The organism is Micromonospora sp. NBC_00860 (genome assembly GCF_045207375.1).
GTDB lineage: Bacteria > Actinomycetota > Actinomycetes > Mycobacteriales > Micromonosporaceae > Micromonospora > Micromonospora vinacea.
On sequence record NZ_CP108825.1, the window covers coordinates 986,810 to 1,012,225 of the forward strand.

Below are 25,416 nucleotides of genomic sequence, written 5' to 3' on the forward strand. Positions count from 1 at the left end.
CGCGTACCCCGCATACCCTGAACAGGCGGCCGGCGAGGCTGCGTGGAGTCGACCCGCCTCGTGCCCGCCCGCCGCTTAGCGTTTCAAAGTTTCCTGGCTGCTTCCTCACCCCTTCACAAACACGCCCTTCGATGGCCACGATCGTCAGAGACGGTTGCCGTCCACCCAGTACCGAGGAGGCCCCAATGCGGGTAACCCAAGTCTCTGCCCGTTTCCCACGCACCACGCGCCAGGCCGCCGCAGTCATCGCCGTCGCCGTCGCCGCCCTGGTCGGCATCAGCGCGCAGCCCGCGTCGGCCACACCTCCCGGGATCCCGTCGAAGGCCACGGCCCAGTCGCAGCTCAACGCCCTGACCGTGGCAACCCAAGGCTCGACCAGCGGCTACTCAAGGGACCTGTTCCCGCACTGGATCACGATCAGCGGCAGCTGCAATACCCGCGAGCAGGTCCTCAAACGCGACGGCACCTCCGTCGTCGTCGACAGCGCCTGCGCCGCCACCTCCGGCCGCTGGTACAGCCCGTACGACGGCGCCACGTGGACGGCGGCCTCCGACGTCGACATCGACCACGTCGTCCCCCTCGCCGAGGCATGGCGCTCCGGGGCCAACTCGTGGACGACCAGCCGCCGGCAGAGCTTCGCCAACGACCTCACCCGGCCGCAGCTGATCGCGGTGACGGATAACGTCAACCAGTCCAAGGGCGATCAGGACCCCTCCACCTGGCAGCCGCCTCTGTCGTCGTACCGATGCACCTACAGCAAGATGTGGATCACCGTGAAGTACAGCTGGAGCTTGACCCTGCAGTCGTCGGAGAAGTCCGCACTGCAAAGCATGCTCAACACCTGTAGCTCCTGAGCGCGATCCGGCTTCGGTCTGCGCCTCGAGGCGCAGACCGTCAGCCGGGTGCTAGGTCTGCTGTGGCGGCTGGCTGTCGCCGGACTGCTTGCGCCACTGGCCGCCCGCGTCGGCGGCGAGCAGACGCTTGACCATGGCGAGTGCCTCGTCCTCGGTGTCGAACTCCCACCGCAGCACCCGGCCGGTCTCGCTGTCGCCGGCTCGGGCGGTGACCTTCCACCGGACCTCGCGGGCGAGCCACACATCTCGGCGGCCCAAGCGACCCCAGATCCCGTTCCACCAGCGCGCCGCCACATCCTCCACCAGCGAATCGTACAAGTGTTCGATCAGTGGATGATGTTGGGTAGCGATGTGACCGGGCTGGGGTGGTGTCGTTCTCTGGTCGGAACGCGGGCCGCCGCGGCTTAGGTCGGTCGGCAGGCCATGCCGACGTCACTGGTCCTGGCCAACAGGGCCGTCGTACCGGAAGGTTGGCGGGTCGACCTCGCCGGCGCAGCGGAGGTAGCGGTGCTGCACCGGCTGGCTGGGATGATCGCGAGCACCGAGGTAGGCGCCGCTCTGCGGCAGGACGATGGCCTGCGGAAGGGACCCGTCGTCGTCAACCTCAATGTGGGTGAAGCGGCCGTCGGCAGGTCCGCCGAGCAGCCACGCCTCGACGGCGGGCATCAGCGGCTCACCGTCAGTGTGGCGGCAGCTGTCAGCAGCCCGGCGACGGCGGCGATGAGGGCGGCCGTCGCGCCGATCAGGCCAGTAACACCAGCGAGGTGCTCCAGCAGTGTCGGCCTGTCGGTGCGCCGCGATCGGCTGCGTCCACCCCGGGTCATGGCTGCGCTCCTTCGTCATCGGATGGGACATGGCGTCGTCCCCGCGCAGGTACTTCAGCAGTGGCGGTCCCGCCGATCAATGCCTGATCGCATTAGCTGTGGACAACTCAGGCGCCTGTGGATAACCCGATGATCACTGCGGCTTCTGAGATCATGCGCCTCGCGTTGCCGACCAGGAGCGAGGTGGGCCGATGAGAACGCCGTCATGAGCCCACATGTGGTGACCGTCGCGCCATTGAATAGCTGGCCCGCCGTCGGCATGGAGACGGTCCTGCTCGTCGAGTGTGAGCAGGGTGGGTCGCTCGCTCATGACCACGGTTTCCGGGAAGGGCCACCAGGGTCCGCTGGTCAGAGCGACGTCGCGGCAGCCCTGCCAGGCGGCGCCGGGGTCCGTATCGAAAACTCTGCGGTAGGTGTCGATGGCCGCCAGGACCATGAGATCGGGGTAGAAGCACCAGGCCGGGTCGAAGGATCGGTCGTGGAGCCCGGGTGTGCTGTAGCGGACGACGGCACGAGCCTCGTCGTCCTGGTCGACGAGCCCGTGCCCGTTGACCAGTACCAGGCCGGTTGGAGCGTGTATCGCGCTAATCGTGCGGTCGATTGCCGACCACATAGGGCTCAGGACGTGCGGGCAGGTCGCGCACCGGGCGGGGATTGCCGCAGCCGCGTCTGGCGGAGGCTCCGGTCGCGGTCGCCGAGTATCTGCTGACCACTGGTGTGCGGGTGCCGGTCGGTGCATTCCTTGTCCCTTGTGATGTCGGCGCTGGCGGGGAGGTGACGGTGCTGCGCCGCGGGCCGGCCGGGTTCGAGGTCCTCGCGACCCTCGCCGACGCCGCGGCCGGTGGCACGGCAGTCGATCACGCGCTCGCCAACTCCCCATCGGCGCGTCGACGGAAGAGGGCCAGCGCGCGTCGCGCACCTCGGTGGCGGGCAGCGTTTGGATTGCCAAGGCAGCGAAGCGTTGGTGCGTCTGCAAGGGGTACAGCTTCCGCAGGCCGACTTGCAGCGCCCGGGACTGGACAAGCGACGTCAGGATGGGGACTTGTTTGCGGCCATCCTGCAGGCGGCGCGCCTGGTCAGGGCGGATCTCGGGCGCGGGGACTTAAGCGGGGCGAATCTGCATCGCGCGAACGGCTGCGCCGAACCTCGAGCACGCGAACCTCAGCGACGCGAACTTGCAGCGCGCGGATCCGGCCGGGGCTGACCTGGGCGGGGCGCAGATGAACGGCGCGGACCCACGCTGGGGATGCGGCGGTTGCAGCCCTCGTACGTGGGTGCACACCGAGGTTAGGTGAAACTGCCTGGCGGCGGGAGTCGGTGCCACGCCCAAACCCGACTGATCTGTGACGTGCAACACATCTGTAGCTCATTGTTAGTGGGCGTAAGCAGATCGCGATCATCACGCAGAGTTATTCCTGCACTTCGCGCGGCATCGGCCGGTTGTCGGAGAATTCAGATGGGTATCTGGCCTCTGCCAGCGCCCGGGTGGCGTCGGTAGCGCATCTTCCGTAGACCCTCATGTTGGCTTACCGTCTGCCAAGTTGATACTGATCTTGGAATGACGGGGGACGTCATGGCGTCCGGTAGTGATCAATTTTTCGGCAATGATCAGAGCGGCGACGTGAGGCCAAGGCCTGGATCCATTATCGAGTTCATGCTGGTAGCTGCCATGGTGGTAGCAGGTTGCGTCGCCGTCGTCAGTTCGACTTCGATGGCGGAGTCGATGGATCCTGTGGCCGAATTCGCCAATGACCAGGCGGCGCCGGGACAAATGCCGCAGCAGGCTTCCGAACTCGCTCGTAGCTCCGCTACACGGGTCCGCGTCGACGAGTTGACGTCGGAAACCACCGAGGTGTGGGCGCTGCCAGAGGGCGGGTTCGAAGCTGTGCTGAGCGCAGGGCCAGTCCGGGTGCGGCGAGACGGCGAGTGGGTGCCAGTAGACCTGACCCTGGTCAAAGCTCCGTCCGACGGTTCCGTCCGAACGGTGGCTGACCCCAACGAGGTCCGGCTGTCCGGCGCTAAGCCGACCGGCTCGCACGAATTGGTAAGCCTGGGCAATGGCGAGAACCGAGTTTCACTCGGTTGGACCGGCGCACTCCCGGAACCCGTGCTCGACGGCAGCCGGGCCACCTACCGCGAGGCGATTCCTGGCGTCGACCTCGAGGTCGACGTCACGCGCGGCGGCGTGGAGACGTTCCTCGTGGTCAAGAGCCCAGCAGCGGCAGAACGGGTAGGGGACGTTAGTTTCGCGATTGGCGGGCCGAATACGTCTGCCCTCAGCCGCGACACCGTTGGCAACACGCAGATCCTCGACAGCTCGGGCAGACTTCTCGCCCGCTCCCCGGCACCAGAGATGTGGGATGCCGCGCGGGATCCGCGTACCCACGAGCCAACCAGGAAAGCTGTGGTGGAGACACCTCAACTCCGTTCACTGACCCGAGCTGCGGACACCGATCCGCTTGAACTGCGGCTCACCCCCGACCTGGAGTGGATGCGGGACCCAGCGACGAAGTGGCCCGTGACTATCGATCCGCAGATCAACCCTGCAAGCACGACCTTCGATACATACGTCATGGAGGGCGACCTCACCGAGAACGGCGGAGCGAACGACTACGAGCTCGGTCTCCTCTCCGGCGACATCACCCGGACGCTGGCCCGTTGGGACACGACTGCGCTGGTCGGCAAGCAGATCACCTCGGCGACAGTTAGTTTCTGGAGCTGGTGGTCGAACACCTGCACCGCCAAAAGTTGGGAGCTGTGGACTACCGGCCCCGTCGCCGACGGCATCCTCTGGGAGAACCAGCCGACCTGGAACAACCGCGAGGCCACCAGCACGACAACCAAGGGATTCGACTCGTCCTGCGCTGACGCCTGGGTATCTATCTCCGGCACCAGCTTCTTTCAGCGCGCTGCCACTGCCGGCGATACTCGTGCGGACATGGGGCTGCGCGCCACCGACGAGACTGACGGCGACGCCTTCAAGCAGTTCCGATCCCGCAACGCCGACGATTCAGCACAGGTGCCGTACGCCGTTGTGAACTACAACTCTTATCCAACTGTCGGTTCCCGGTCGACGGTCCCGGCGTCGAACTGCGTCACCGGCACAAGCCGCCCGACGATGAACACCGTCACGCCGCAGTTCACCTCGGTAATAAGCGATCCCGACGGCGGGACGGTCAAGGCAGAGTTCGAGTGGTGGGCCGTCGGAGGCACCACGAAGATCGGCTCAGCGGTGACCGCGCTTGCCGCCACCGGCTCTACATTCTCGACGACGGTACCTGCCGGCGCCTTCGCCGAAGCCGGCAGCTACCAATGGCGGGTTCGCGGCAACGACGGATCGCTAGACGGGGCCTGGTCGTCGTTCTGCGAATTCAAAGTAATGATAATGGCACCGCCAGTACCAGGCTGCAGCAGTAGCAGCGTCGACGGCGACGTCAACGGCGACGGCACGAAGGACGTGGTAATCGGTGACCCGAAGGCGACGGTGAACGGCCAGGCTGCAGCCGGGGCGCTCCACGTTGTCGACGGTGTGAGCGGCACCACCGCCACCGTCACTCAGGACGGCGCCGAGATTCCCGGTACCTCCGAGCCCGCCGACCAGTTCGGACACACTTTGTCGGTCTACGACGCCAACCGCGATGGCTGTGCCGACGTAGCGGTCGGCTCGCCATACGAGGACAACGGAACGGTCGCTGACGCCGGCGAGGTACAGATCCTATTTGGCTCGCCGGCTGGCTTGGGCAAGAGCCCCACCGCTACGGCGATCGTCTGGACCCAGGGAGTGAACGGCGTACCGGGCACCCAGGTAAAGGAGGACCTGTTTGGCTTCTCCCTCGCCAGCGGCCGGACCGCTGCGGGCGAGCCCTTCCTCGTCGTCGGCGCGCCCGGGGACGACGTCAGCGGCAAGCTCGACGCCGGCACCGTGACTTACCTGCGTGGTGGCACAAAGATCACTTTCGACCAGAGCTCGGTCGGTAACATTGGTGGAGGAGCGGAGCAGGACGATCGCGGCGGCTGGGCACTTGCGGCCACCCCGTACCACTTCGCGGTGGCGTACCCCGGCCAAAGAAGCAGCGCTGGAGCGGCTGGCGTGTTTTCCGGACGGGTCTGTGTGTTCACCCACATCCTGACCTCGAGCTTGCCGGGCGTGGTGGGCTGCGTTGACCAGGACAGCAGCGGTGTCAGCGACGCCATGGAATCCGGCGACACTTTCGGCAAATCTGTCGCGATGGCTTCCTATTGGCCGACGGGGGATTCGCTCCTGGCCGTCGGGGCGCCCGGCGAGGATGCCGTCGGTGGGTCCGACGTCGGTCTGGTGCACCAGTTCCGGGTGTCGGGCACGACCATTGCGCAGCTGGCAGCAATAGATCAGAACACCGCCATGATCGCTGACACCAACGAGCCAGGCGACCTCTTCGGCGAAAAGATCACTCTCGTCAATACGAACCCAGCGGTCGCACCAACCGCGCAGACACTCTTGATTGCCGTCGGCGTGCCGGGCGAGGACTATGGCTCGGCCGTTGACGCAGGCAACCTGCACGTCTTTGCCGCCGGCACCACCAACCCGACTTTCGACACCTTGGTCGAGCGGGCAGCCGGCAAGCTGCCCGGCAGCCCGGCTAAGCGGGAGCTGCTGGGCTTTGGCGGCGGCGGTTCTGCGAGCGCATTGTACGTGTCCTCCCCGTACGCGAATCGCGCGGTTTGGACTCTTCCCTGGCCTGCCCTGGCGGCCGGCAGCGCTGCTCCGACCCGGACTTTGCAGCCGGGTCTGAACGGAGCACCGGCCGACGCCGTCGCCTTCGGCGAGCAGGTCGGCTGATGGCAATGGAGAACCTTGAATGCGAACTTCGGAAAGGCGATCGGGTGCGAAGGTGGCAGGGACTGGCCGAGGCGCGCCATTCGTGGACGCGGCGTGGCGCGCTGGCGTTATCGGTAGCGCTGGTCGCTGCGGTGGCATGGTTCGGCGTAGAGACAAATGACATCGAGCTGCAGGCTCTGGGGCCGTCGGACCAGCCCAGCCTCGCAGCTCCATGGACCGAGTCGCAGGCGCGCGTCGAGGCCGTGAAGACCGGCAAACCGGTGGAGGTGCGCTCGGCGGCGACCGAGCGCGAGTCCACTTACGCCAACCCGGACGGCTCGTTCACGCACGAGTCACACGCGCAGCCCTTCCGCACGCGGCAAGGGAGCAGGTGGGTGCCCGTCGACATCACGCTGGTCCGCCACGACGACGGCACCGTCGGGCCGAAGGCCGCCGCGACGGCGATGCGCTTCTCGGGTGGTGGTAAGGGCATCCCGCTGGCGACCATCTCGCGCGCGGGCCGAGTCATGAATGTGTCGTGGCCAAGTGACCTGCCGCGTCCCACCCTGTCAGGAGCCGCCGCCACCTACCACGACGTGCTGCCCGAGGTGGACCTCGTGGTCCACGCCTCCGCCACCAGTTTCACCCACGTCCTGGTGGTGAAGACACCCCGGGCGGCAGCTCTGCCGCAGGTGAAGACCCTGTCGTATGGGCTTTCCGGGACGAACCTGCGCTTCAGCGCCAGCCAGGACGGTCGCCTCGTCGCGGCCGACATCGGTTCGAGTCAGCCGGTGTTCGAGGCGCCAACACCGAAGATGTGGGACGCCGGTGATCCCGCCGAGGCAGCCGCGGAGGGGAAGGACTTCGATGCCTCTCGATCGGCGCCGGACACCGCACGCCGGGCGGATCTAGGCGTGCGGGTCGACGGTTCCGTCCTGCGGCTCAAACCGGACTCGGCGCTCCTGGCCGACCCGCAGGCAAGGTTCCCGCTCTACATTGACCCGTACACCAGTCCGACCTCGAACACATCCTGGACGATGGTCGACTCCGGTTATCCGAGCGAAGAGTACTGGAAGTTTTCCGGTGACCAGCGGGTCGGTCTGTGCCCAACGGACGGGAGCCGCTGCGACAGTTCGAAGGTGAAGCGGCTGTTCTTCACCCTGCCGACGCCCTACCAGGACGACCGAATTATCGTCTCCAGCGCAACCTTCAAAATCACGATGATCCACGCGTACGACAGCACGGCCCGTAACGTCTCGCTGTACCGCACCGGCGCGATTTCCTCGGCGACCAACTGGGGCAATCAACCCGGAGGCTCATCCTGGAAGGGCGCGACCGAGCAGGACACCCGGAGTCCCACCGTGACGCAGGGCTCGTGCACGCCGACCAACCAAAACGTGACCTTCACCGCTACTCAAGCGGCGAGCGCCGCAGCATCTGGAAACTGGCCAACAGCCACCTTCGGGCTAAAGGCCGACAGCGAATCTGACTACCACTACGTCAAGCGCTTCTGCGGCAACGCGGTCCTATCGGTGACGTACAACCGGGCACCGGCTGCGCCGATCAACCTGTCCACCAACCCCGGCGGTGCCTGCAAGACCGGCACCCCGACCGTCGCCTGGTACGTCTCCAGCGTGCCAAAGCTGTCGGCGTACTTGTCGGACCCAGACAGCGGTGACGCCGAGCCACTGAACGCCAAGTTCACGGTCACTTGGACGCCCATCGGCGGCACTCTGCAGACGAAAACCTGGACATCACTCGCGAAGGCCAACAAATCCACGTTTGACTACAACCTTGCGGACGCGAGCACAGGCGTACCGAATTTGCCCGAGCAGGTCGTCGTCTCCTGGTACGTCGAGGCGTATGACGGCAGCGCGTGGAGCGGCAGGAGCCCCACCTGTGGCTTCAGATTGGACAAGACGAAGCCGGTCGGCCCGGACATCGACTCTGCGGAGTTCCTAGCTTCCGACGCGACAGACCTTGGTCCGAGCTGTGTGGAGAGCGGCGACTGGATCGACGGCCTTGGCCGGTACGGAAAGTTCACCTTCGACTCAGCCGCCACCGACGTGGTCTCGTACAAGTACGGCTTCGACACCGACCCGGTGCCGACGAACACGCTGAGTCCTACAACGCTGGGCGGTGCGGTCAGTTTGACGTGGATGCCCCTTACCGAGGCGCCGCACTTCGTGACGGTCATCGCGATCGACGGCGCCGGTAAGGAGAGCGATACTTCGATATGCCACTTCAACATCGCCAGCGGCCCCGCTGCCGGCCAGTGGAACCTCGCCGATGCGCCCGGCACCACTGAAGCCGCCGATGAGCGCGGGGCTAGCCCAGCCACGGCCGGTCCCGGTGTGACGTTCGCGCAGCCAGGCCCCGGTGGTGGCGCTCACCCCTCGGTCCAGCTTGACGGCACCAGTGGGGGCTGGCTGGCGACGTCGACCACGGGCCTGCTGGATACCTCAAAGGAGTTCGCCGTTTCGGCCTGGGTAAAGATTGACGATCTTACCCGACCGCAGGCGGCCGTCTCCCAAGACGGTACCGGCCAGCCCGGCTTTTACCTCGGCTACGAACCGAATGGAAGCCGTTGGCGCTTCGGCATCCCGACCACCGATGTGCAAGCCCTCGGCGCTTGGGAGGTGACCAGCACTCAGCAGGTCACCGCCTCAACCGGGTGGACACACCTGGTCGGGATCTTCGACCCGCTGAAGGACACCGCCTCCCTTTACGTCAATGGAAGCCTCTCGGCAACTGCGACCGCGACCGCACAGTGGGCGTCGCACGGCAATCTCCAGTTGGGCCGACGGACCGAGCGCGCGGGATACACCTGGGCCTGGCGGGGCGGACTCGCCGACGTCGCCGTCTATGACCGGATGTTGGGCACCGCCGAGATAAAGTCGCTTGCCGCTCCCCGTCTTCAGAGGCAGGTGTACTGGTCGCTGGACGGCGGCGACGTCCCGGACGACAACCCGAACGTCACCGTCAGCCCGGAGACAGTCAACGACGGCGCCACGCCTGACCCCAACCGCAGCCTCACCCTGTACAACGGTGCGTCGCTGATGGTTCCCGACCCGGAAGACATCTTTGCCGAGCCGGCGCTGGTAGGCGCGGGACACATGGTGCTCGACGGCATGTCCGGGTACGCGGCGTCGCCCGTCGCTCTGGTGGGCCAGACCCGAAGCTTCTCCGTTGCCGTTCGGGCGAAGCTCGCCGCCGCGTGTGCCCGGGAACAGGTCGTTCTCTCCCAGCCGGGCGCGAAGGTGAGCCGATTCCGGCTGCGGTGCGTAACCGTCAATGGTCAGATGCGCTGGCAGTTGAGCCTGGCCGACAACGACGCAGTCAACGGCGCTACCACCGTGCTAGTCGACGACGTCCACCTGCCCGACCCGGATGACGCGGATGGGCAACATCTGGTGGTCACGTACAACGCCTTTACTCACGAGGTGTTCCTCTACGTCAACGGGGAATTGGCAGTTAGCGCCCAAGGCACCGATGACGGCACCTGGAACGGCCCGGACAAGGGCGTGCAGGTTGGCCGGGCGCTCCTAGATGGCAGCCAGCAGAGCCCGGTCTACGGCGGCTACTTGTCGGGCCTTGTCGACGAGGTCCGCGTCTACAGCGGAGTTCTCGACCCTGCAACCGTGGTACGGCTGGCCAGCACGACCGCCCAGTCCGACCTCTGACGAACCGATACACCGGTCGGCGCCCCACCGTGGGCGCCGACCGGTCCTTAACCAGACCTTCCGCCCCTCCTCCTCCCGTGGTGGTAACGGCCTCATGCTCGCTCAACTGACTAATCCACGACCGGACCGCTCCCGCGCATTCCGGCTCGCCATCAGCCTGCTCGCCGCCGTCCTTACAGCGAGCCTCGTCCAGGTCCCGACACCCACTTCCGCCGCTGCCAGCCCAGGCCGTCCGGCCCTGCCGACGAGCTCGCAGGCGGCTAAAGGCAGGGCGTTGCCGACACAGCGACCCAGCCCCGACCCGACCGCCAACAAGGTGCTATCCGCCCCCGATGCCGTCGATTGGCCAGCCGGCGGCACCGCAGACGTCGACGATGCCACCACCGTGGGGGGTCTACCTGTTGCGGTCTCCCGACCTCGTGTTTTCCGCTCCTCCGCCCCCGTAGCAGGCAAGGCTCGGATCCAGGTGTACGACCGGACGGCATCCACCCGCGCCGGTCTTGACGGCCCAGTACTGCGAGTAGGCGCCACCGACACGACGTCGCAGGCAGCATTTAACTTGACGATCGGCTATGGCGCGTTTGCGCACGCCGTCGGCGGTGACTGGGGCGCCCGGCTTCGGCTGGTCCGATTGCCGGAATGCGCGCTCACCTCGCCGGCCCGCGCCGAATGTCGCCGAGGCACGCCACTGGGTTCAATTAACGACCCGACCACGGGGACCGTGAGGGCGGACCTGAGCGCCATCTCTGGCACCACTCTAATGGCGATGACCGCCAGCGATTCCTCAGTGATGGGCGACTACAAGGCCAGCAAACTGTCAGCCACATCTTCGTGGCAGACAGTGTTGGGCACAGGTGGGTTCGGTTGGACCTCCCCGATCCGCATGCCGGCGACCGCGAACGGCTTCAGTCCCGCCGTGGGGATCAGCTACTCGTCGCAGGCAGTCGACGGCCGCACCGCGGCCACGAACAACCAGGGATCGTGGATCGGCGAAGGCTTCTCCTACGAGCCGGGTTTCATCGAGCGCCGGTACAAGCCCTGCTCTGACGACGGGCACGATACGTCAGGCGACCAGTGCTGGGCCCGAGACAACGGCGCCATCATGCTCTCCGGCAGATCCGGCGAATTGGTCAAGGTTGACGACAACACCTGGAAGCTGTCCAACGACGACGGCTCGACCGTCGAGCGGCTCATTGGCGCGAACAACGACGACAACGACGGCGAGTACTGGAAGCTCACGTCTACTGACGGAACGCAGTACTTCTTCGGTCTCAACCGGCTACCCGGCTGGATGGACAAAAAGGAAGAGACGCGATCTGCCTGGTCGCTACCCGTTTACGGTGACGACTCCGGCGAACCCTGTCACAAGTCCAGTGGCTTTGGCGACTCGTACTGCAACCAGGCGTGGCGGTGGAACCTCGACTATGTTGTCGATCCACGCGGTAATGTAATTTCCTACTTCTACAGCCCGGAGCTCAACTATTACGCCCGCGGCGGTCGTACCGACATCGATGGCACCAGCTATGTCCGAGGTGGCTCGCTGGCTCGTATTGACTACGGGCAACGCGATCAGCAGGTCTATGCCACAGATGCGCCGGCCCGAGTAGTGTTCACCGTCACGGAGCGGTGTATTCCCGGCGGCAGTGTGGACTGTGACCCGCAAGACCTTAATCAGACTACGGCCGCCTCGTGGCCGGACGTGCCGCAGGACCGTATCTGCAGCGCTGCCACCCACTGCAAGGACACCCAGCTCTCGCCGACATTTTTCACCCGCAAGCGGCTCACCAGGATCCAGACCCAGGTCCGACAGAGCACTGGCTGGACGCCAGTCGAGTCATGGGATATCGATCACGTTTTCAAGGCTAACGACGATAACTCCCGGACGCTGTGGCCCAGAAAGCTCACCCACATCGCCCACTGGGGCGGTACCGATGTCACCGCGCCCGCCACGGAGTTCGACGGTATCCAGCTCGCCAATCGCATCGTCCGCAACGGCGACAACCTGGGTTCGCTCATCCGCTACCGCCTCGCGACGATCAAGACCGACACCGGCGCGCAGATCACTGTCAACTACAAGGCGCCAGACTGCACCAAGGACAGCATCCCCAAGCCGGGCGAATCAACACGGCGATGCTTTCCCGTCATCTGGAACCCGCTGGGTGGCGGAGACGAAAACAAGGTAACCGACTGGTTCCACAAATACGTGGTAGAAAACGTCATCAGCGACGATTTGGTCGGCGGCAATGACGACGAGGTAGTTTCATACCAGTACGTGGGCGATGCAAGCTGGCGCAAGGCCGAGCCAAACGGCATCACCAAGGCTGAGGACCTCACCTGGGCGGACTGGCGGGGCTATCGCCAGGTGATCGTCCGCTCGGGCGATGGTCAGTCAATGCCACTGCGCACCGATCACTTTTTCATGCAGGGTATGAGCGGCGCGAAAAGGCCCGACGGTAGCAGGCCCAGCATCTCCGTCAGCGACTCCACCGGCCAGGAATTTGACGACCATGATGAGCTATCGGGCCATGAATATGAGTCAATTCGTTATAACGGCTCAGCGATCGTCTCTAAGGAGATCAACGATCCCTGGCGGCTAATCAGCAAAACTCAGTCGGAGAGCTGGGGCGTCCTGACCGCCGCCATGGTCGGCACCGGCGTCGCGCGCAAGCTCACCGCGCTGCCCGATGGTCCTCAGGGAGACGAGCGATGGCTGGAGACCCGCCTCGCCAGCAAGAGGGACGGGCGTGGCCGCCTCGTTGAGATCGACGACCTAGGCGACGTGGGCACCGGCAAGACCAGCGACGACCGTTGTACCCGCACCTACTACGTCGACAACCCCGACAAGCAGATGTACTCGTACGTGTCTCGGGTGCAGACAGTCTCGGTCAGCTGCGCCGACGCCACGCCAGATCTCACAACCCAGCTGATCTCCGACACCCGCACCAGCTATGACGGCAAGGGTTGGAACATCGCGCCAACTACTGGCACTCCTACCCGGACAGAGGACCTCGACCGGTACGACGGCACCAGGATTGTCTACCTCACCACGTCCGAAACCACAGCTCTCGACGGTTACGGCCGACCCAAGACTGCCAAGGACGCGCTCGGCAACGCCACCAACACCGAGTACACCGAGACAAGCGGCATCACCACACAGATCAAGACCATCAATGCGCTGTCACACAACTCGATAGTCACGCTGGACCCGGCCTACTCGGTGCCTACCCGAACTCTCGATGCAAACGACAAGCGTACGGATCTGACCTACGATGCTTTCGGCCGGCTTACCTCAGTCTGGCTAGCCGACCGGGACAAGAGTCAAGGCGCAAGTCCAAATTTGAAGTTCCGCTACCAGCTACGCAACGACAAGACCACCGTCGTCACCACCGAACGGCTCAACAACGACGGCAGCTACCGGGCCAGCCACGAGCTATACGACGGCCTACTGCGGTTGCGGCAGACCCAGACGCCGGGCGCTGCTGGCGGCTGGCTCCTGACCGACACCTTCTACAACGGCACTGGACAGGCGTACAAAAACAACGACGCGTACCTTGCCACGGGAACTGCGGGTGACGTCCCGATCGTGACCGCCGAGGGCGCCGTCAACGGCCAGACGACCACCGTCTACGACGGCGCGGACCGGCCGATCAAGGGCACCTTCTCGGTTGCCGGCGACCCCCGCTGGGAGACCACAACCTCCTACGAGGGTGACCGCACCAACATCGACCCACCCGAAGGAGGCATCCCAACCACAGTGGTAGTCGACGGGCGGGGCCGCACCACCGAGCTCCGCCAGTACAAGGGCGACAGCCCGACCGGCCCTGCCGACACCACTCGATACACCTACACCTCCGCTGGCTCACTGGAATCCGTCACCGATCCTGCGGGCAACCTCTGGCGTTACCACTACAACCAGCGCAACCTCAAAGACCTCGTCGAAGACCCGGATACTGGGGACAGTACCTACCAGTACGACGCGTTAGGCCGGTTGACCGCAACCACCGACAGCCGAGGTAACAAGCTGTCGTATGTCTACGATGCTGTCGGCCGGAAGACGGAGACTTGGAGCGGTGACGCTGGCACTGGCACGAAGCTGGCCGCGTGGTTCTACGACAACACCGGCAATAAGGGCCAGCTCTCCTACAGCCAACGCATCGCCGGGAACCAGAACTATTACACCATCATCCTGACTCGCGACCAGCTTTACCGGCCGACGAAGACCCGCTACAGCTTTCCGTCGGGGGGAGTTGGGACCCAGTTAGGTAAAACCTACGACTTCACTACCGCGTACAACACCGATGGCACCACGCAGTCCATCGGCATGCCTGCGGTAGGCAGCGTCATGGCGGCCGAATCCGTAGGCACTACCTACGACAGCCTGTTGCGGCCGACCACGCTCATCGGTGCCAACAGCTACGTCACCAATGCCTCCTACAGCAACAACAATCAGCTCCTTCAAGCCGAGCTCCATACGGGTGGCAACAACAAGAAGGCCTGGCTCACCTACGATTACGAGCGAGGCACTAGCCGCCTGAAGACCGTCAAGGTCGACCGGCAGGGCGTTTCCACCGGCGACATGAACGCCACCTACCAGTACGATCCGGCGGGCAACGTCAGCACGGTTATCGATGCACCCGCGGGCGGCGCCCGAGACGTCCAATGCTTCACCTACGATCACCTGCAGCGTCTCACCGAGGCCTGGTCAACCAACAGCACCACTGCGGCTTGCGCCGACGGGGCTGGGCAAACGGGGGTCAGTGGCCCCGCGCCCTACCACCACTCGTGGACCTTCGACACGGCCGGCAATCGCGACGTCGAAACCATTCACTCAACCACCGGAGGCGCAGACACCAAACGCGACTACGTCCTTCCCCAGCAGGGCGCGGGACAGAACCAGCCGCACGCAGTCACCGCTATCGACGAGACCGGGCCGAACGGCGCTCGCACCTACAGATACGCCTACGACTCGGCTGGCAATACCCAGTGTCGGCCCCACACGGCGGCCACGAACGTTTGTGGACTCGGGGGCGAATCGGGGTACCAGACGCTGGACTGGGACGCCGAGGGACACTTGGCCACCAGCAAACCAGCGGGTGGACAGGCCACGACGTACATCTACGACGCCGATGGCAATCGAATCGTCCGAAAGGACCCTGGTGGCGCCACCCTGTACCTGCCGGGCATGGAGGTCGGACAGGTGGGGGCCACCCTTACCGCCATCCGCTACTACGCCTTCGCCGGCAAAATGGTCGCCCTTCGCACTACTAATGGCGTATTTTTCCAGGCCGCTGACCACCACAACACCGCCACGTGCACCATCAACGCCACGACTGGTGCAATCGCGTGGCGGCGCACCACGCCGTACGGCTCAACCCGGCAACCGGCCGCGCCGGCCTTTTGGCCCGACAGCCGTGGCTTCCTAGGCGGTACCCAGGACAGCACTGGTCTGACCCACCTCGGTGCACGTGAGTATGACCCGTTGCTGGGCAGATTCGTCTCCGTCGACCCGCTAATCGACCCGAACAATCCCAAAGACCTTGGCGGCTACGGGTACGCCGGAAATAACCCTGTCAGCGCGTCCGACCCTACTGGGCTGATCCCGTGGGAAGATTACAACGTTCCAGGGGCCGACAGCAGTATCGGGAGCGGTACCGGAAACACCCCACTGACCCAGCCCAACGCCACGACCTACGTGGACCAGAATGGCACCCCACATCGTCTAAGGCGGGCAGGATCGAAGGTGTCAGCCTCGGAAAGTGCTGGCGCGAGGTTCCTCAACGACCAGCTCAAGGCCTCCGGCCAGTTGTACGACCCGAAGACCGGAAACGGATCACGGTACTTCCTTCAGGACGAGGAGAACATCGAGTCGCAACGACTGAAGGGCGCCGTCACGCTCCCAAACGGAGACCTCGACGTAGCCGGTACTACTTCTGACACGATCAAGGTGTCATGGGTCAACGGCAAGATAGTTAGCGTTGACTCTGTCGACCTGACCGAGGGAGGAAAGGGCCGCGAGAGCTATCACGTCGGTACGATGCAAAACAAGTTGAGAACCTCCGGTGACGGGGCCAAGAAACAAGCGCAAATCTCCGTGTTCGTAGCCGCCGACGACGAACAAGCAGCAATCATGCGCGAAAAGTTGGCCGGCAACCCTAACGTCAGGGTGATTAATCCAAAGACCGGCTTCGACACAGGCGAGGTTTACACCAAGACGCATTGGGCAGCGATGGCCACCCTGCGCAACAGGACCGTTGCCCCCCGCGGACCGGCCGGGGAACCCGCGACAGGTCGAGGCCGCGTCGGGCCCGGTGGCCGCGGAATCGGAGGCGGAACGGCCGCCCTGGGCATCGTGGGCGACCTGTACTTCGTCTACGAGGGTTCCCAGGCGTTCGCGGATCCAGATAAGGGTGCCAACATGATGTGCGAGATGGGGTACACGGCTCAGTGCCCCATGCCCCCAGGTTTGGTGGGGTAGGGCACAGGCGCGACCCAGGTTGCTCCGGGGGGCCGGGCACCACCAGCCGGCTCCCCGGGCAGCGCCTTTAAATCGCGGAGGTGGGATCCCGGGTCTCGCCCGCTTGACTGCCGTTCCCGCCGCTGTCAACATGACGCGGCGTCGTAGGTTAGTACTCGAAAGGTGATGTTCGGTGAGCGTACTGGGTGATTTCGTACGGCTCGATCCCGAGACGTTGACACAGCTCCGCTCCACCCCCGTTGAGGCCTACGAACGACTCACGCTCTTCCCAGAAGCGGCAAGGCTCGACCTGGGCCAGGCGTGGCGACGATTGGCCGCTCTGATGGACGCTGCGCATTTCCCGATCAACCCCATCACGGCAGGTTCGCTTTATCCTGACGAACGCCACGCCTGGGGTGCACAGGCCGATAGCCGATGCCTCGGGGTCGAAGAAGTCAGTCGATCCTCGCTGCACCTGAGCCGGACCCCGTTCGATGTCCTCACACCCCACCTGCGGCAGATCTTGGAAGAGGAGCAGGGAATCCTGGTCGACCTTGATCCCGCGTCCCCCCAGTACCTCGAACCGCTATCCGCTGAGATGGCTGCGGACGGTCCTATGTCAAATGAGGAAATACACAACATCCAGCTCGTTCTTGCCGACCGCTACGAGGCGTTGGTCGCCTTCTTCGGTGCTGCAGCCAAAGGCGGTCAATGCACGGTCTTCTGGGCCGCGTAATGGGAATTGCCGATTCGGCCGTTGTCAGACTCTGCTTCCGATGTTTGCGGGGGGCGTGCAACTCTCGCCGCTTGGGCGGCGAAGAGTCCTGATGTCAGACGGCGACACAAGCGACCACTGCGTGATCGCGCCTTTGCAGCTGTTCAGCGCCGATTCTTGGCAATCATTGACGGGGGCCGGGATGGTTGTGGATGGCAACCAAGGTCGTCGGTTCGAATAGGGTCGACCCGACAGGCGAGCTCCGACCAACGAAGACGTTGGTCGGAGCTTCTGCCATGATATGAACACTTGCCAGAAGCCCATCCCAGTAACGTGGATATGCAACTAACTTCGTGGTCCCGTATGTCGTTGCGTGCTGGGGTTCACGTTGTCCATGCGGTGGGGCACCTAGTACTGCAACGGCAGTAGGCGAATCGAGTTCGGTTCGCGTTCGTTGGTCTGCCTGTGACGGACGTAGATATCGATCAGTGGCATGGCGAGTTGGACCGGTTGCATGCCCGGATCGGGCCTCGGTTTCGCCGGGCGGAACCACGACGGCGGGCGCGGCAGTACCTGTGTGGGCTGGTCTCCGGCCTGGGCCGCAAGAACGGCTGGACCCTCGCTGAGCAGGCCGGGGATCTGTCGCCGGACGGGATGCAGCGGTTGCTGCGGTGGGCGGACTGGGACGTCGACGCGGTCCGTGACGACGTGCGGGACTACGTCGTCGAGCACCTCGGCGACCCGGCCGGAGTGCTGATCGTCGACGACACCGGGTTCCTGAAGAAGGGCACCCGGTCGGCCGGGGTGCAACGGCAGTATTCCGGCACTGCCGGGCGGACGGAGAACTGCCAGGTCGGTGCGTTCCTGGCCTATCGTTCCAGCAAGGGCCACGCGCTGATCGACCGGCAGCTCTACCTCCCGGCGTCGTGGACCGATGATCGAGACCGGTGCCGGGCAGCCGGGATCCCGGACGAGGTGCAGTTCGCCACGAAGGTGCAGATGGCCCGGGAGATGCTGGCCCGCGCCTTGGACGCCGGGGTGCCGGTCGGGTGGGTGACGATGGACGAGGCCTACGGGCAGTCGAAATCCCTGCGGGTCTGGTTGGAACACCGGGATGTGGGTTATGTGGTCGCGACCCGCCGCAACGACGACATGATCACCACCAGCATGGGCACTGCCCGCGCCGACCAGCTCATCGCGAACCTTCCTGCTCGGGCGTGGTGCCGGCTGTCCGCCGGCGCCGGTGCCCACGGACCTCGCGAATACTGGTGGGCGCGGGTGCCGGTGCGTATCTGCTGGCAACCGGGCCGCGGTCACTGGCTGCTCGCCCGGCGCAGTATGACGACCGGGGAGATCGCGTACTACGTCTGCTACGGACCCCGCCGCACCCGCCTGGTCGACCTGGCCCGCATCGCAGGAGCCCGGTGGGCGATCGAGGAATGCTTCCAGCAGGCCAAGAACGAAGCCGGCCTCGACGAGTACCAGGTCCGCGACTGGCGAGCCTGGTACGCCCACATCACCCTGTCCATGGCCGCCCATGCCTGGCTGTCGGTGGCCCGATCCCTTACTGCAAAAGGGGATCCAGCTCCGGCGACGACATGATGATCGGCTACACGGTACCGGAGGTCCGAAGACTGCTCACCGCACTCGTAGTCCGATCAACGCACCCACCCGAGCATGTCTGGGCCTGGTCCCGCTGGCGCCGACGACGCCAACACCAAGCCCCGGACCTGCCACTACCGACGACACGGCTACCCCTGACCAACTGCCGTTGCAGTACTAGGCCCGGGCAGCACGCGAAGGTACTCCGCGGCGACGGCATCGATCGTAAGGGATGAGACCCGAAGCGAGGGCGTTGACCGCCGCCATCCATTCACCGTGCAGCGCCCAGGAGCACCGGCCGCAGTTCGTGCCGGTAGACGCTCTCGGTGACCGTCGTGCTGATCCCCCGTGGATCGAGGACTTCCGCGGTGACGTCGAGGCGGTCCGGCAAGCCGACCCTCATCCTGCACGGCACGAAAGGCAACGTCCCTGCCGATCACCGCGCTGAAGGGCTTCCTGTCCCAGTAGCGCACTGGTCGGCGGGGGGAGTCAGCGCTGACTGCCTCCGTGGACAGCACCGACGGGGCGGTGCTGCTGCTCACGGCATGTGGAAGTCGGCGAACTCGAAGCCTGGACTCACCACGCAGCTGACGAGAACGTGCTCGTCGCCCGCCGGTCTCGCGGACTGCCACTCGCCCGCCGGCACCAGGATCTGCGGGCACTCGGCACTCAGGATCGTCGGCGCGTTGTCCCTGCCGACGGTCAGCGCCAACGGGCCACCTGAGTGCCAGAACCAGATCTCGTCCGACCGCACGGTGTGCCAGGCCGACGAGTCACCCGGTTCGAGGAGGAAGAGGATCGCCGTCGCGGCGGCACGGCTGCCCGGGTAGCCGTCCGGCTCGAATGCGACAGCGGACCGATAGGTTTCCCGGAACCAGCCACCTTCGGGATGCGGCTGCAGATCGAATTGCTCGGCAAGAGGCGGACGTGCGGTCATGGAGGCTACTGTAGTGACGTCACCGCGATGCGGTCAGTGATCCGGTGTCGGCGAGGAAGGCCCGCAGCGTCCGCGCCGGCCGTCCGCTGACCCGCCCGACCGTCTCGGCCACCTCCGCGAAGCGGCCCGCCCGGACGCGTTCGAACGTCAATACGGCGAGATCTCGTTCGAAGCCGCTCGTGCCGGCGACCGCCTCCACGATGGTCACCTGCCGGTGGGTCACGGGGCTGCGGAGACCAGCTCTGCGGTACGCGGCAGCGACGGTGTCGCCGTACACGTAGACGCCGTGCCCACTGCCGTTCACGCTCACCAATCTCATGCGCGACACGCCGGATGAGTTGGCGACGATTCTGCTGGACGTTTCCGCCTCCCGCTGAGCAGCCAAATTGACCCTTAGCCTGTCGTATTCGGTTTCGTTTCGCCTGCCGGTCGAGGTACTGGTCGCGCCGGAAGCGGCCTGAACGCCGTGGGGGTGGTTGTTGGGGCGGCCGCACCGCGCTGTTGTCCCGCTTCCGCTCGCCACCTCACCGCAGGTCATCGGTCGGATTGCGGTGGGGGAGTCGACCGGCCGGCGCGGGCGCCGGATGCGGTGACCGCGCGTGGTAGGTCGAGGAGAGCTGCGCGAACCTACAGCAAGATGTGGATCACCGTGAAGTACAGCTGGGGTCTCACCCTGCAGTCGTCGGAGAAGTCCGCCCTGCAAAGCATGCTCAACACCTGTAGCTCCTGAGCGCGATCCGGCTGGCGGTCTGCGCCCCAAGGTGCGGACCGCCAGCCGGGTGCTAGGTCTGCTGTGGCGGCTGGTTGTCGCCGGACTGCTTGCGCCACTGGCCGCCCGCGTCGGCGGCGAGCAGACGCTTGACCATGGCGAGTGCCTCGCCTTCGGTGTCGAACTCCCACTGGAGCACCCGGCCGGTCTCGCTGTCGCCGGCTCGGGCGGTGACTTCCACCGGACCTCGCCTGCGCTGCGGTAGGCGGCGCGGGCTGCGGCTTCGGCGGTGTCGTGGTCGGCGGGTTCGGTTGTCAGGACTGCGCGGGTCCATGTGCGGGCGATGCCGTCGGTGGGGTGCGCGGGTGTGTTCGATGGCTTCACGGTTCCATCCAATGCGTGTTGGTGTCGTTGGCAAGAGGCACGCAGGCGGGAAACGGCCTCACCACGCGGATTCCTCGTGGAGATTCGTCGGCGGTTCGGCGGACGGTGACGCTGGTACGGTTCGGCTGGCCTCTGCTGGCCGTGAGTGATTGACAGGTGACGTGAATGTGATCCTCATGTTTGACTATGGACATGGGGTCGGGGGAAGCACGGTTGTCGATCGACTGCGGCAGCGCCGGCACCCAAGCCGTCCTGGCGTGGGCCGACGGCAGCGCGCACGTGCTGTCATTCGACGGGAACCCAGCCCTACACAGCGCGTCATATATGCCCGGGAACGGACAGGCGGCGGGGCAGCCCGCGGCGTTCATTCCGGGGCCGCGCCATCCGGTGGAGGACGCGACGGCAGGTGACGCTGGCGGCGACGCGCTGGAGGTGGCGGCGGCGCCGCTGCGCAGGGTCGCCGCCGAAGCCGAGCGGGTCGTCGGTCAGCCGGTGCGGGATGTGCGGGTGGTAGTCCCGGCGGGGTGGGGGCCTCGGCGGCGGACCTGGATGCGGCAGGTCGCGCACCGGGCCGGGTTGCCGCAACCGCGTCTGGTGGAGGCCCCGGTGGCGGTCGCCGAGTATCTGCTCACCACCGGTGTGCGGGTGCCGGTCGGCGCGTTTCTTGTCATCTGTGACGTCGGCGCTGGCGCCGAGGTGACGGTGCTGCGCCGCGGGCCGGCCGGGTTCGAGGTCCTCGCGACCCTCGCCGACGCCGCAGCTGGCGGCACGGCAGTCGATCACGCGCTCGCCGACGCCCTCATCGGCGCGTCGACCGGAGAGGGTCAGGGCGTGTCGCGCGCGTCGGTGGCGCACAGCGTTCGGGTGGCCAAGGAAGCGTTGGTGAGCCATCCGGCTGTCACGGTTCCGCTCCCGGACCGGCCGCCGGTAGTCGCGAACAGCGCGATGCTCGACGAGGCCGCCCGGCCGGTGGCGTGGCGCGTGGCGCAATTGACGCAGGAGACAGTCGCCGCCGCCGAACTCACGGTCGGCGACCTCGCCGGCATCTACTGTGTGGGCGGCAGCGCCCAGCTACCGCACCTAGCGGCGGCGATCGCCGAGCACACAGGCACCGCACCCATAGTCGTGCCCGAACCGGCGCTGGTCGCGGCCCGGGGCGCCGCGGACGTCGGCGCCGTCGATACCGCGACGGCCGAGCGGGTGGAGGTGCCGGTGCCGCCCGTGCGCCGAGCGGCGGCGATCGCGGTACCCGGCTTCGCGTCGCTGGCCCTGATCTGGCAGTGCCTCCTGACCGCCGAGGAGCACGGGGTGCTCGGTGTCTACTACTCGGTGAGTGTGAACTGGGGCGAGTTCACGATGGCGGCGGTGATGGCTCTGCTGGCGTGCCTGGCCGCGGGCACGGTCCTCGGTTCGCTGATCGCCGCCCGCAGTCCCACCCCCGGCACCCGAACCGAAGGGGGAAGGGTCAGCGTCGGGATCCTCGCCGCGGTGTCCCTCGGCGCGGCGATCGCCGGCCTGTACGCGGTGGTCACCAGCCAATACTTCGGAATGCCCGTCGGCCCGTACCTGAAATGGGCGCTGTGGCCGATCGCACCGGTGTCGGTGATGGCCGTGGCGATGGCAGTCGTCGCCGCCCGGCAGTGGCGTGCCCCACACGGCGGCTGGTCGGCGTTGCTGGCCGCGCCGACCGGATCCATCGTCGCCGCCACGCTCGGCATGGGGTTGATCCAGTACTCCCTGACCGCCGACCGGTGGCCGGACCGGATCCTGTGGATCGACATCGCCGGCCGCGTCGGCGGTCTCCTCCTCGGCGTCGCCGTGGTCATGGCAGTGGTGACACCCCTGATGTTCCGCCTCATCCTCGCCGCCCCCCTCGCGGTGATCTTCGCGGCGATCGTCAGTAGACGGGCCGCCGGGATGCTCGGCGTCATCTACGCCATCGCCGTCGCGACCTGGTGGGCTACTCGGCTATGGAGCCGAATCCTGCGCCCCACCCCACCCACTCCCACCGCACCTCCCCTGGGGCCGGTTCGGGCGGACATGTCACCGGGTGGAGGCGGGTGACATGCGGTGGCCGCGGCAGCTGATGTCGCTGCTGTTCGTCCTCACCCTTCTGACGGGCCCTCCGATAGTGCTGCTGTCACTGATCGGAGCACCCATACAAGGGTGGCCGACCGCCGCGCAGGCACGCGAGTGGGTGCAGAACCCGCTGACCGAACAGACCCTCACCGCCGCGCTGACCATCGCGGCCTGGATGGTGTGGCTCCTGCTCGCCTACACGGTCACGATCCGGGTGCTGACCCGCCTGAGCGCGACCGTGTCGTGGCTGCGGCGCATGCCGCTGCCGACACCCTGGCAAGCCACCGCCGGTGGCATCGCCGGCGCAGCCGTCCTCGGCGTCAGCTCCCACGCGATCGCCGCACCGCCACCGCCGCCCACGCAGCCGGTAGCGGCAGGAACCCTGGATGAGGCCGGTAAGCCCAAGCCACCAGACGGTGACGTCCTCGCCGACGCGGGGATCAGCGTCACCGGCGGCTGGCTGCCGCGTGAGACAGCGGAGCAGGTCAGCGCGGCGGCGGCGCTGGTGTGGCTGCGTCGCCGTCGCTCCTACCGGCCCCGCCCGCCCGGTCCACCGAGCCGCGAGGACACGGACCTGGCTCCGCTGCCCCCGACAGTGGCGGCCGTGCAAGCCGCCCTCGCCGACTCGACGCCACCGCCTACCGAACCCGGCGCCGCCTCGGCCGGCTCGCCGCCGCTCGACCGGCCAACCGTTGGCGAGGTTTTCCCCCGAACTGGGGTCGGTCTCACCGGGCTGGGGGCGCAGGACGCGGCGCGAGGCCTGCTCGTCACCAGCCTCCTAGCTGGGCGTCATCACCCGGCCGTGTCCGTGGTCGCCACCCGATCCGTCCTGGCCGGGTTGCTCGGCCCCACCGCCGAAACGCTGGCCCGGCGCCTGCCCGGGCTGGCCGTCATCGACAACCTCGGGCAGGCAGCAGGGTTCTTCTCCGGAGACCACCCTGGTCGTGGCCTGGGCGGACGAGACCCGGCACACCGAGACACGCAGGAGGGCGCCGGCCCACCTGGACCAACCCTCATCGTCGGCGAGGCGTCCGCGACGGACGACGCCGAGACCCTGGCGAGTCTGACCACCGCCTCCGCCGTGGTGGCCGTGCTTGGACGGTGGTCGGCCGGCCAGACATGGCAGGTCGACCCGTCGGGGCGCACCCACCACCAGGACGGCAGCGGGTCAAACGCGCCACGGATGTGTGTCCTTACCCAGGTCACGGCCACCGACCTGCTCACCGTCATCGCCCACCCCGACCCGGCACCGCCAGAGCCTGGCACCTCCGGCCCGTCGCGCAACCCCGCCCTGGCAGGCCGGTCCCCGCAGTGGGAGGCCACCGCCCAGGACCACCCCGTCCGCTCCGGCAACGACACACGACGCCTTCAGCTGCGCGTGCTGGGCGAACCGACACTGCTGCTGGACGGCCACCCTGTGGAGATCCGGCGTACCGCCGCGCTCCAAGTCCTCGTGTTCCTCGCCGCCCACCCCGACGGAGCCGACACCCGACAACTGACAGACGCTATCTGGCCGGGCCTGCCCCGCCGCTCTCTCACCGGCCGCCTCTACACCACCCTCAGCGACCTCCGCGCCACCATCCGGTCCACCGCAGGGGTGACCCTTATCGAGCACAGCGACGACCGGTACCGCCTCGACCCCACCGGCGTCACCGTCGACCTGTGGCACTTCCACCACGCGGTCCGCGACGCCACCATCGCCGTCGCCACCGACGCGACGACCTGGAAGGCCGTCATCGACGCCTACCCCGGCGACCTCGCCGCCCGACGGACCTGGCCCTGGCTCGACCCGATCCGCGAGGCCACCCGCCGGCACGTCATCGACTCACACGCGGCTCTCGCCAGCGCCAGCCCTGACGCCCGTGAAGCCCTGGCATGGCTGCAGGCCGGCATCCGCATCGACCCATACAACGCCGACCTGCACACCCGCGCAGTCAGCGCACTCATCACCCTCGGCGACCACGACGCGGCCGACCACCTGCGGAAGGATTACGCCCGTCGTCTCGCCGCAGCGGGCATCCTCCCCACCGACACGGCGCTCACGACAGCCACCCTCCGGGACCATCCCGCCATCCCCACCCGGTAACGCTGCCCGCCCCGAGCGCACGGGTAGCCCGGTTCGGGAAAGCCCGAAGTGTCCTACCGCCATGCGCTTCCGGCTTCGCTCCCGTTATCGCGTGCCCCCGTGCTCGGTCCCAGACAGCCAGCCCGTCCTCCCGGCAGAAGCCGCGTCCTGGCCTCAGCAGAGGCCGCCGATCGCACCGTCTCTACTCCTATCGCCGGCCTGTGAGCTGGGGTTGTGAGGTCGTGTGAGGTCGTGTGAGGTCCTGTCAGCTAGCGGAACCGCGTCGTCTTCTGCCGCTCGCCCTACGGTCGA

Annotated in this window: 17 protein-coding genes; 10 read left to right on the top strand and 7 right to left on the bottom strand. The window is 66.5% G+C overall.

Annotated features, from left to right (window positions below):
• The first annotated feature begins 185 nt into the window (after window positions 1-185).
• Window positions 186-854: an HNH endonuclease family protein gene (locus OH804_RS04465; RefSeq protein WP_124771555.1), complete on the top strand. Its 669-nt coding sequence runs from the start codon at window positions 186-188 to the stop codon at window positions 852-854.
• Between the two features lie 51 nt (window positions 855-905).
• On the opposite strand, the gene OH804_RS04470 is transcribed toward OH804_RS04465, so the two are convergent.
• From OH804_RS04470 to OH804_RS04485, 4 genes are all read right to left on the bottom strand, one after another.
• Window positions 906-1,157, bottom strand: coding sequence for a hypothetical protein (locus tag OH804_RS04470; protein ID WP_141910295.1), 252 nt, complete (start codon window positions 1,155-1,157; stop codon window positions 906-908).
• A 129-nt stretch (window positions 1,158-1,286) separates the two neighbouring features.
• Entirely contained in the window at window positions 1,287-1,520 is a 234-nt protein-coding gene (locus OH804_RS04475; RefSeq protein WP_406062932.1) for a hypothetical protein, read from the bottom strand.
• Window positions 1,520-1,678 carry a hypothetical protein gene (locus OH804_RS04480; protein ID WP_406062934.1) on the bottom strand — a complete coding sequence of 53 codons (159 nt, stop codon included), beginning with the start codon at window positions 1,676-1,678 and terminating at the stop codon, window positions 1,520-1,522. Before OH804_RS04480 ends, OH804_RS04475 begins: the two co-directional genes overlap by 1 nt.
• Window positions 1,679-1,829: 151 nt before the next feature.
• Window positions 1,830-2,291 (bottom strand): DUF6745 domain-containing protein, encoded by a 462-nt coding sequence (locus OH804_RS04485; RefSeq protein ID WP_406062936.1) that lies wholly within the window; start codon window positions 2,289-2,291, stop codon window positions 1,830-1,832.
• Between the two features lie 351 nt (window positions 2,292-2,642).
• On the opposite strand from OH804_RS04485, the gene OH804_RS04490 reads away from it, so the two are divergent.
• The 7 genes from OH804_RS04490 (at window position 2,643) to OH804_RS04520 (ending at window position 18,930) form a co-directional block, all read left to right on the top strand.
• A complete protein-coding gene (locus OH804_RS04490) occupies window positions 2,643-2,882 on the top strand; it encodes a pentapeptide repeat-containing protein (protein WP_406062938.1) in 240 nt (79 codons plus the stop codon).
• Entirely contained in the window at window positions 2,800-2,973 is a 174-nt protein-coding gene (locus tag OH804_RS04495; RefSeq protein ID WP_406066424.1) for a pentapeptide repeat-containing protein, read from the top strand. The genes OH804_RS04490 and OH804_RS04495 overlap by 83 nt, the downstream gene beginning before the upstream one ends.
• 263 nt (window positions 2,974-3,236) lie before the next feature.
• Window positions 3,237-6,497, top strand: coding sequence for a DNRLRE domain-containing protein (locus OH804_RS04500; RefSeq protein ID WP_406062940.1), 3,261 nt, complete (start codon window positions 3,237-3,239; stop codon window positions 6,495-6,497).
• Window positions 6,497-10,159, top strand: coding sequence for a LamG-like jellyroll fold domain-containing protein (locus OH804_RS04505; RefSeq protein WP_406062942.1), 3,663 nt, complete (start codon window positions 6,497-6,499; stop codon window positions 10,157-10,159). The genes OH804_RS04500 and OH804_RS04505 overlap by 1 nt, the downstream gene beginning before the upstream one ends.
• Window positions 10,160-10,625: 466 nt before the next feature.
• A complete protein-coding gene (locus tag OH804_RS04510) occupies window positions 10,626-16,634 on the top strand; it encodes an RHS repeat-associated core domain-containing protein (protein ID WP_406062944.1) in 6,009 nt (2,002 codons plus the stop codon).
• 172 nt (window positions 16,635-16,806) lie between these two features.
• Window positions 16,807-17,349 carry a DUF1877 family protein gene (locus tag OH804_RS04515; protein ID WP_406062946.1) on the top strand — a complete coding sequence of 181 codons (543 nt, stop codon included), beginning with the start codon at window positions 16,807-16,809 and terminating at the stop codon, window positions 17,347-17,349.
• 444 nt (window positions 17,350-17,793) lie between these two features.
• Window positions 17,794-18,930: an IS701 family transposase gene (locus OH804_RS04520; protein ID WP_406062948.1), complete on the top strand. Its 1,137-nt coding sequence runs from the start codon at window positions 17,794-17,796 to the stop codon at window positions 18,928-18,930.
• 538 nt (window positions 18,931-19,468) lie between these two features.
• On the opposite strand, the gene OH804_RS04525 is transcribed toward OH804_RS04520, so the two are convergent.
• The 3 genes from OH804_RS04525 to OH804_RS04535 all read right to left on the bottom strand — a co-directional run bounded on the left by OH804_RS04525 (window position 19,469) and on the right by OH804_RS04535 (window position 20,817).
• Complete coding sequence (locus tag OH804_RS04525; protein WP_406062950.1) at window positions 19,469-19,867, bottom strand: cupin domain-containing protein; 399 nt, start codon at window positions 19,865-19,867, stop codon at window positions 19,469-19,471.
• Window positions 19,868-19,886: 19 nt separating this feature from the next.
• Window positions 19,887-20,186 (bottom strand): hypothetical protein, encoded by a 300-nt coding sequence (locus tag OH804_RS04530; RefSeq protein ID WP_406062952.1) that lies wholly within the window; start codon window positions 20,184-20,186, stop codon window positions 19,887-19,889.
• A gap of 463 nt (window positions 20,187-20,649) precedes the next feature.
• Window positions 20,650-20,817 carry a hypothetical protein gene (locus tag OH804_RS04535; RefSeq protein WP_406062954.1) on the bottom strand — a complete coding sequence of 56 codons (168 nt, stop codon included), beginning with the start codon at window positions 20,815-20,817 and terminating at the stop codon, window positions 20,650-20,652.
• 467 nt (window positions 20,818-21,284) lie between these two features.
• Between OH804_RS04535 and OH804_RS04540 the strand changes: the two genes are divergently transcribed.
• Window positions 21,285-23,024: an Hsp70 family protein gene (locus OH804_RS04540; protein WP_406062956.1), complete on the top strand. Its 1,740-nt coding sequence runs from the start codon at window positions 21,285-21,287 to the stop codon at window positions 23,022-23,024.
• 1 nt (window position 23,025) lies between these two features.
• Complete coding sequence (locus OH804_RS04545; protein WP_406062958.1) at window positions 23,026-25,125, top strand: hypothetical protein; 2,100 nt, start codon at window positions 23,026-23,028, stop codon at window positions 25,123-25,125.
• The last annotated feature ends 291 nt before the right edge of the window (window positions 25,126-25,416 follow it).

Coding starts and splice junctions, on each gene's coding strand:
- OH804_RS04475 (WP_406062932.1), bottom strand. CDS start 1,520: ATGCCCGCCGTCGAGGCGTGGCTGCTCGGCGGACCTGCCGACGGCCGC.
- OH804_RS04500 (WP_406062940.1), top strand. CDS start 3,237: ATGACGGGGGACGTCATGGCGTCCGGTAGTGATCAATTTTTCGGCAAT.
- OH804_RS04505 (WP_406062942.1), top strand. CDS start 6,497: ATGGCAATGGAGAACCTTGAATGCGAACTTCGGAAAGGCGATCGGGTG.
- OH804_RS04480 (WP_406062934.1), bottom strand. CDS start 1,678: ATGACCCGGGGTGGACGCAGCCGATCGCGGCGCACCGACAGGCCGACA.
- OH804_RS04525 (WP_406062950.1), bottom strand. CDS start 19,867: ATGACCGCACGTCCGCCTCTTGCCGAGCAATTCGATCTGCAGCCGCAT.
- OH804_RS04545 (WP_406062958.1), top strand. CDS start 23,026: ATGCGGTGGCCGCGGCAGCTGATGTCGCTGCTGTTCGTCCTCACCCTT.
- OH804_RS04540 (WP_406062956.1), top strand. CDS start 21,285: ATGCCCGGGAACGGACAGGCGGCGGGGCAGCCCGCGGCGTTCATTCCG.
- OH804_RS04530 (WP_406062952.1), bottom strand. CDS start 20,186: ATGAGATTGGTGAGCGTGAACGGCAGTGGGCACGGCGTCTACGTGTAC.
- OH804_RS04485 (WP_406062936.1), bottom strand. CDS start 2,291: ATGTGGTCGGCAATCGACCGCACGATTAGCGCGATACACGCTCCAACC.
- OH804_RS04465 (WP_124771555.1), top strand. CDS start 186: ATGCGGGTAACCCAAGTCTCTGCCCGTTTCCCACGCACCACGCGCCAG.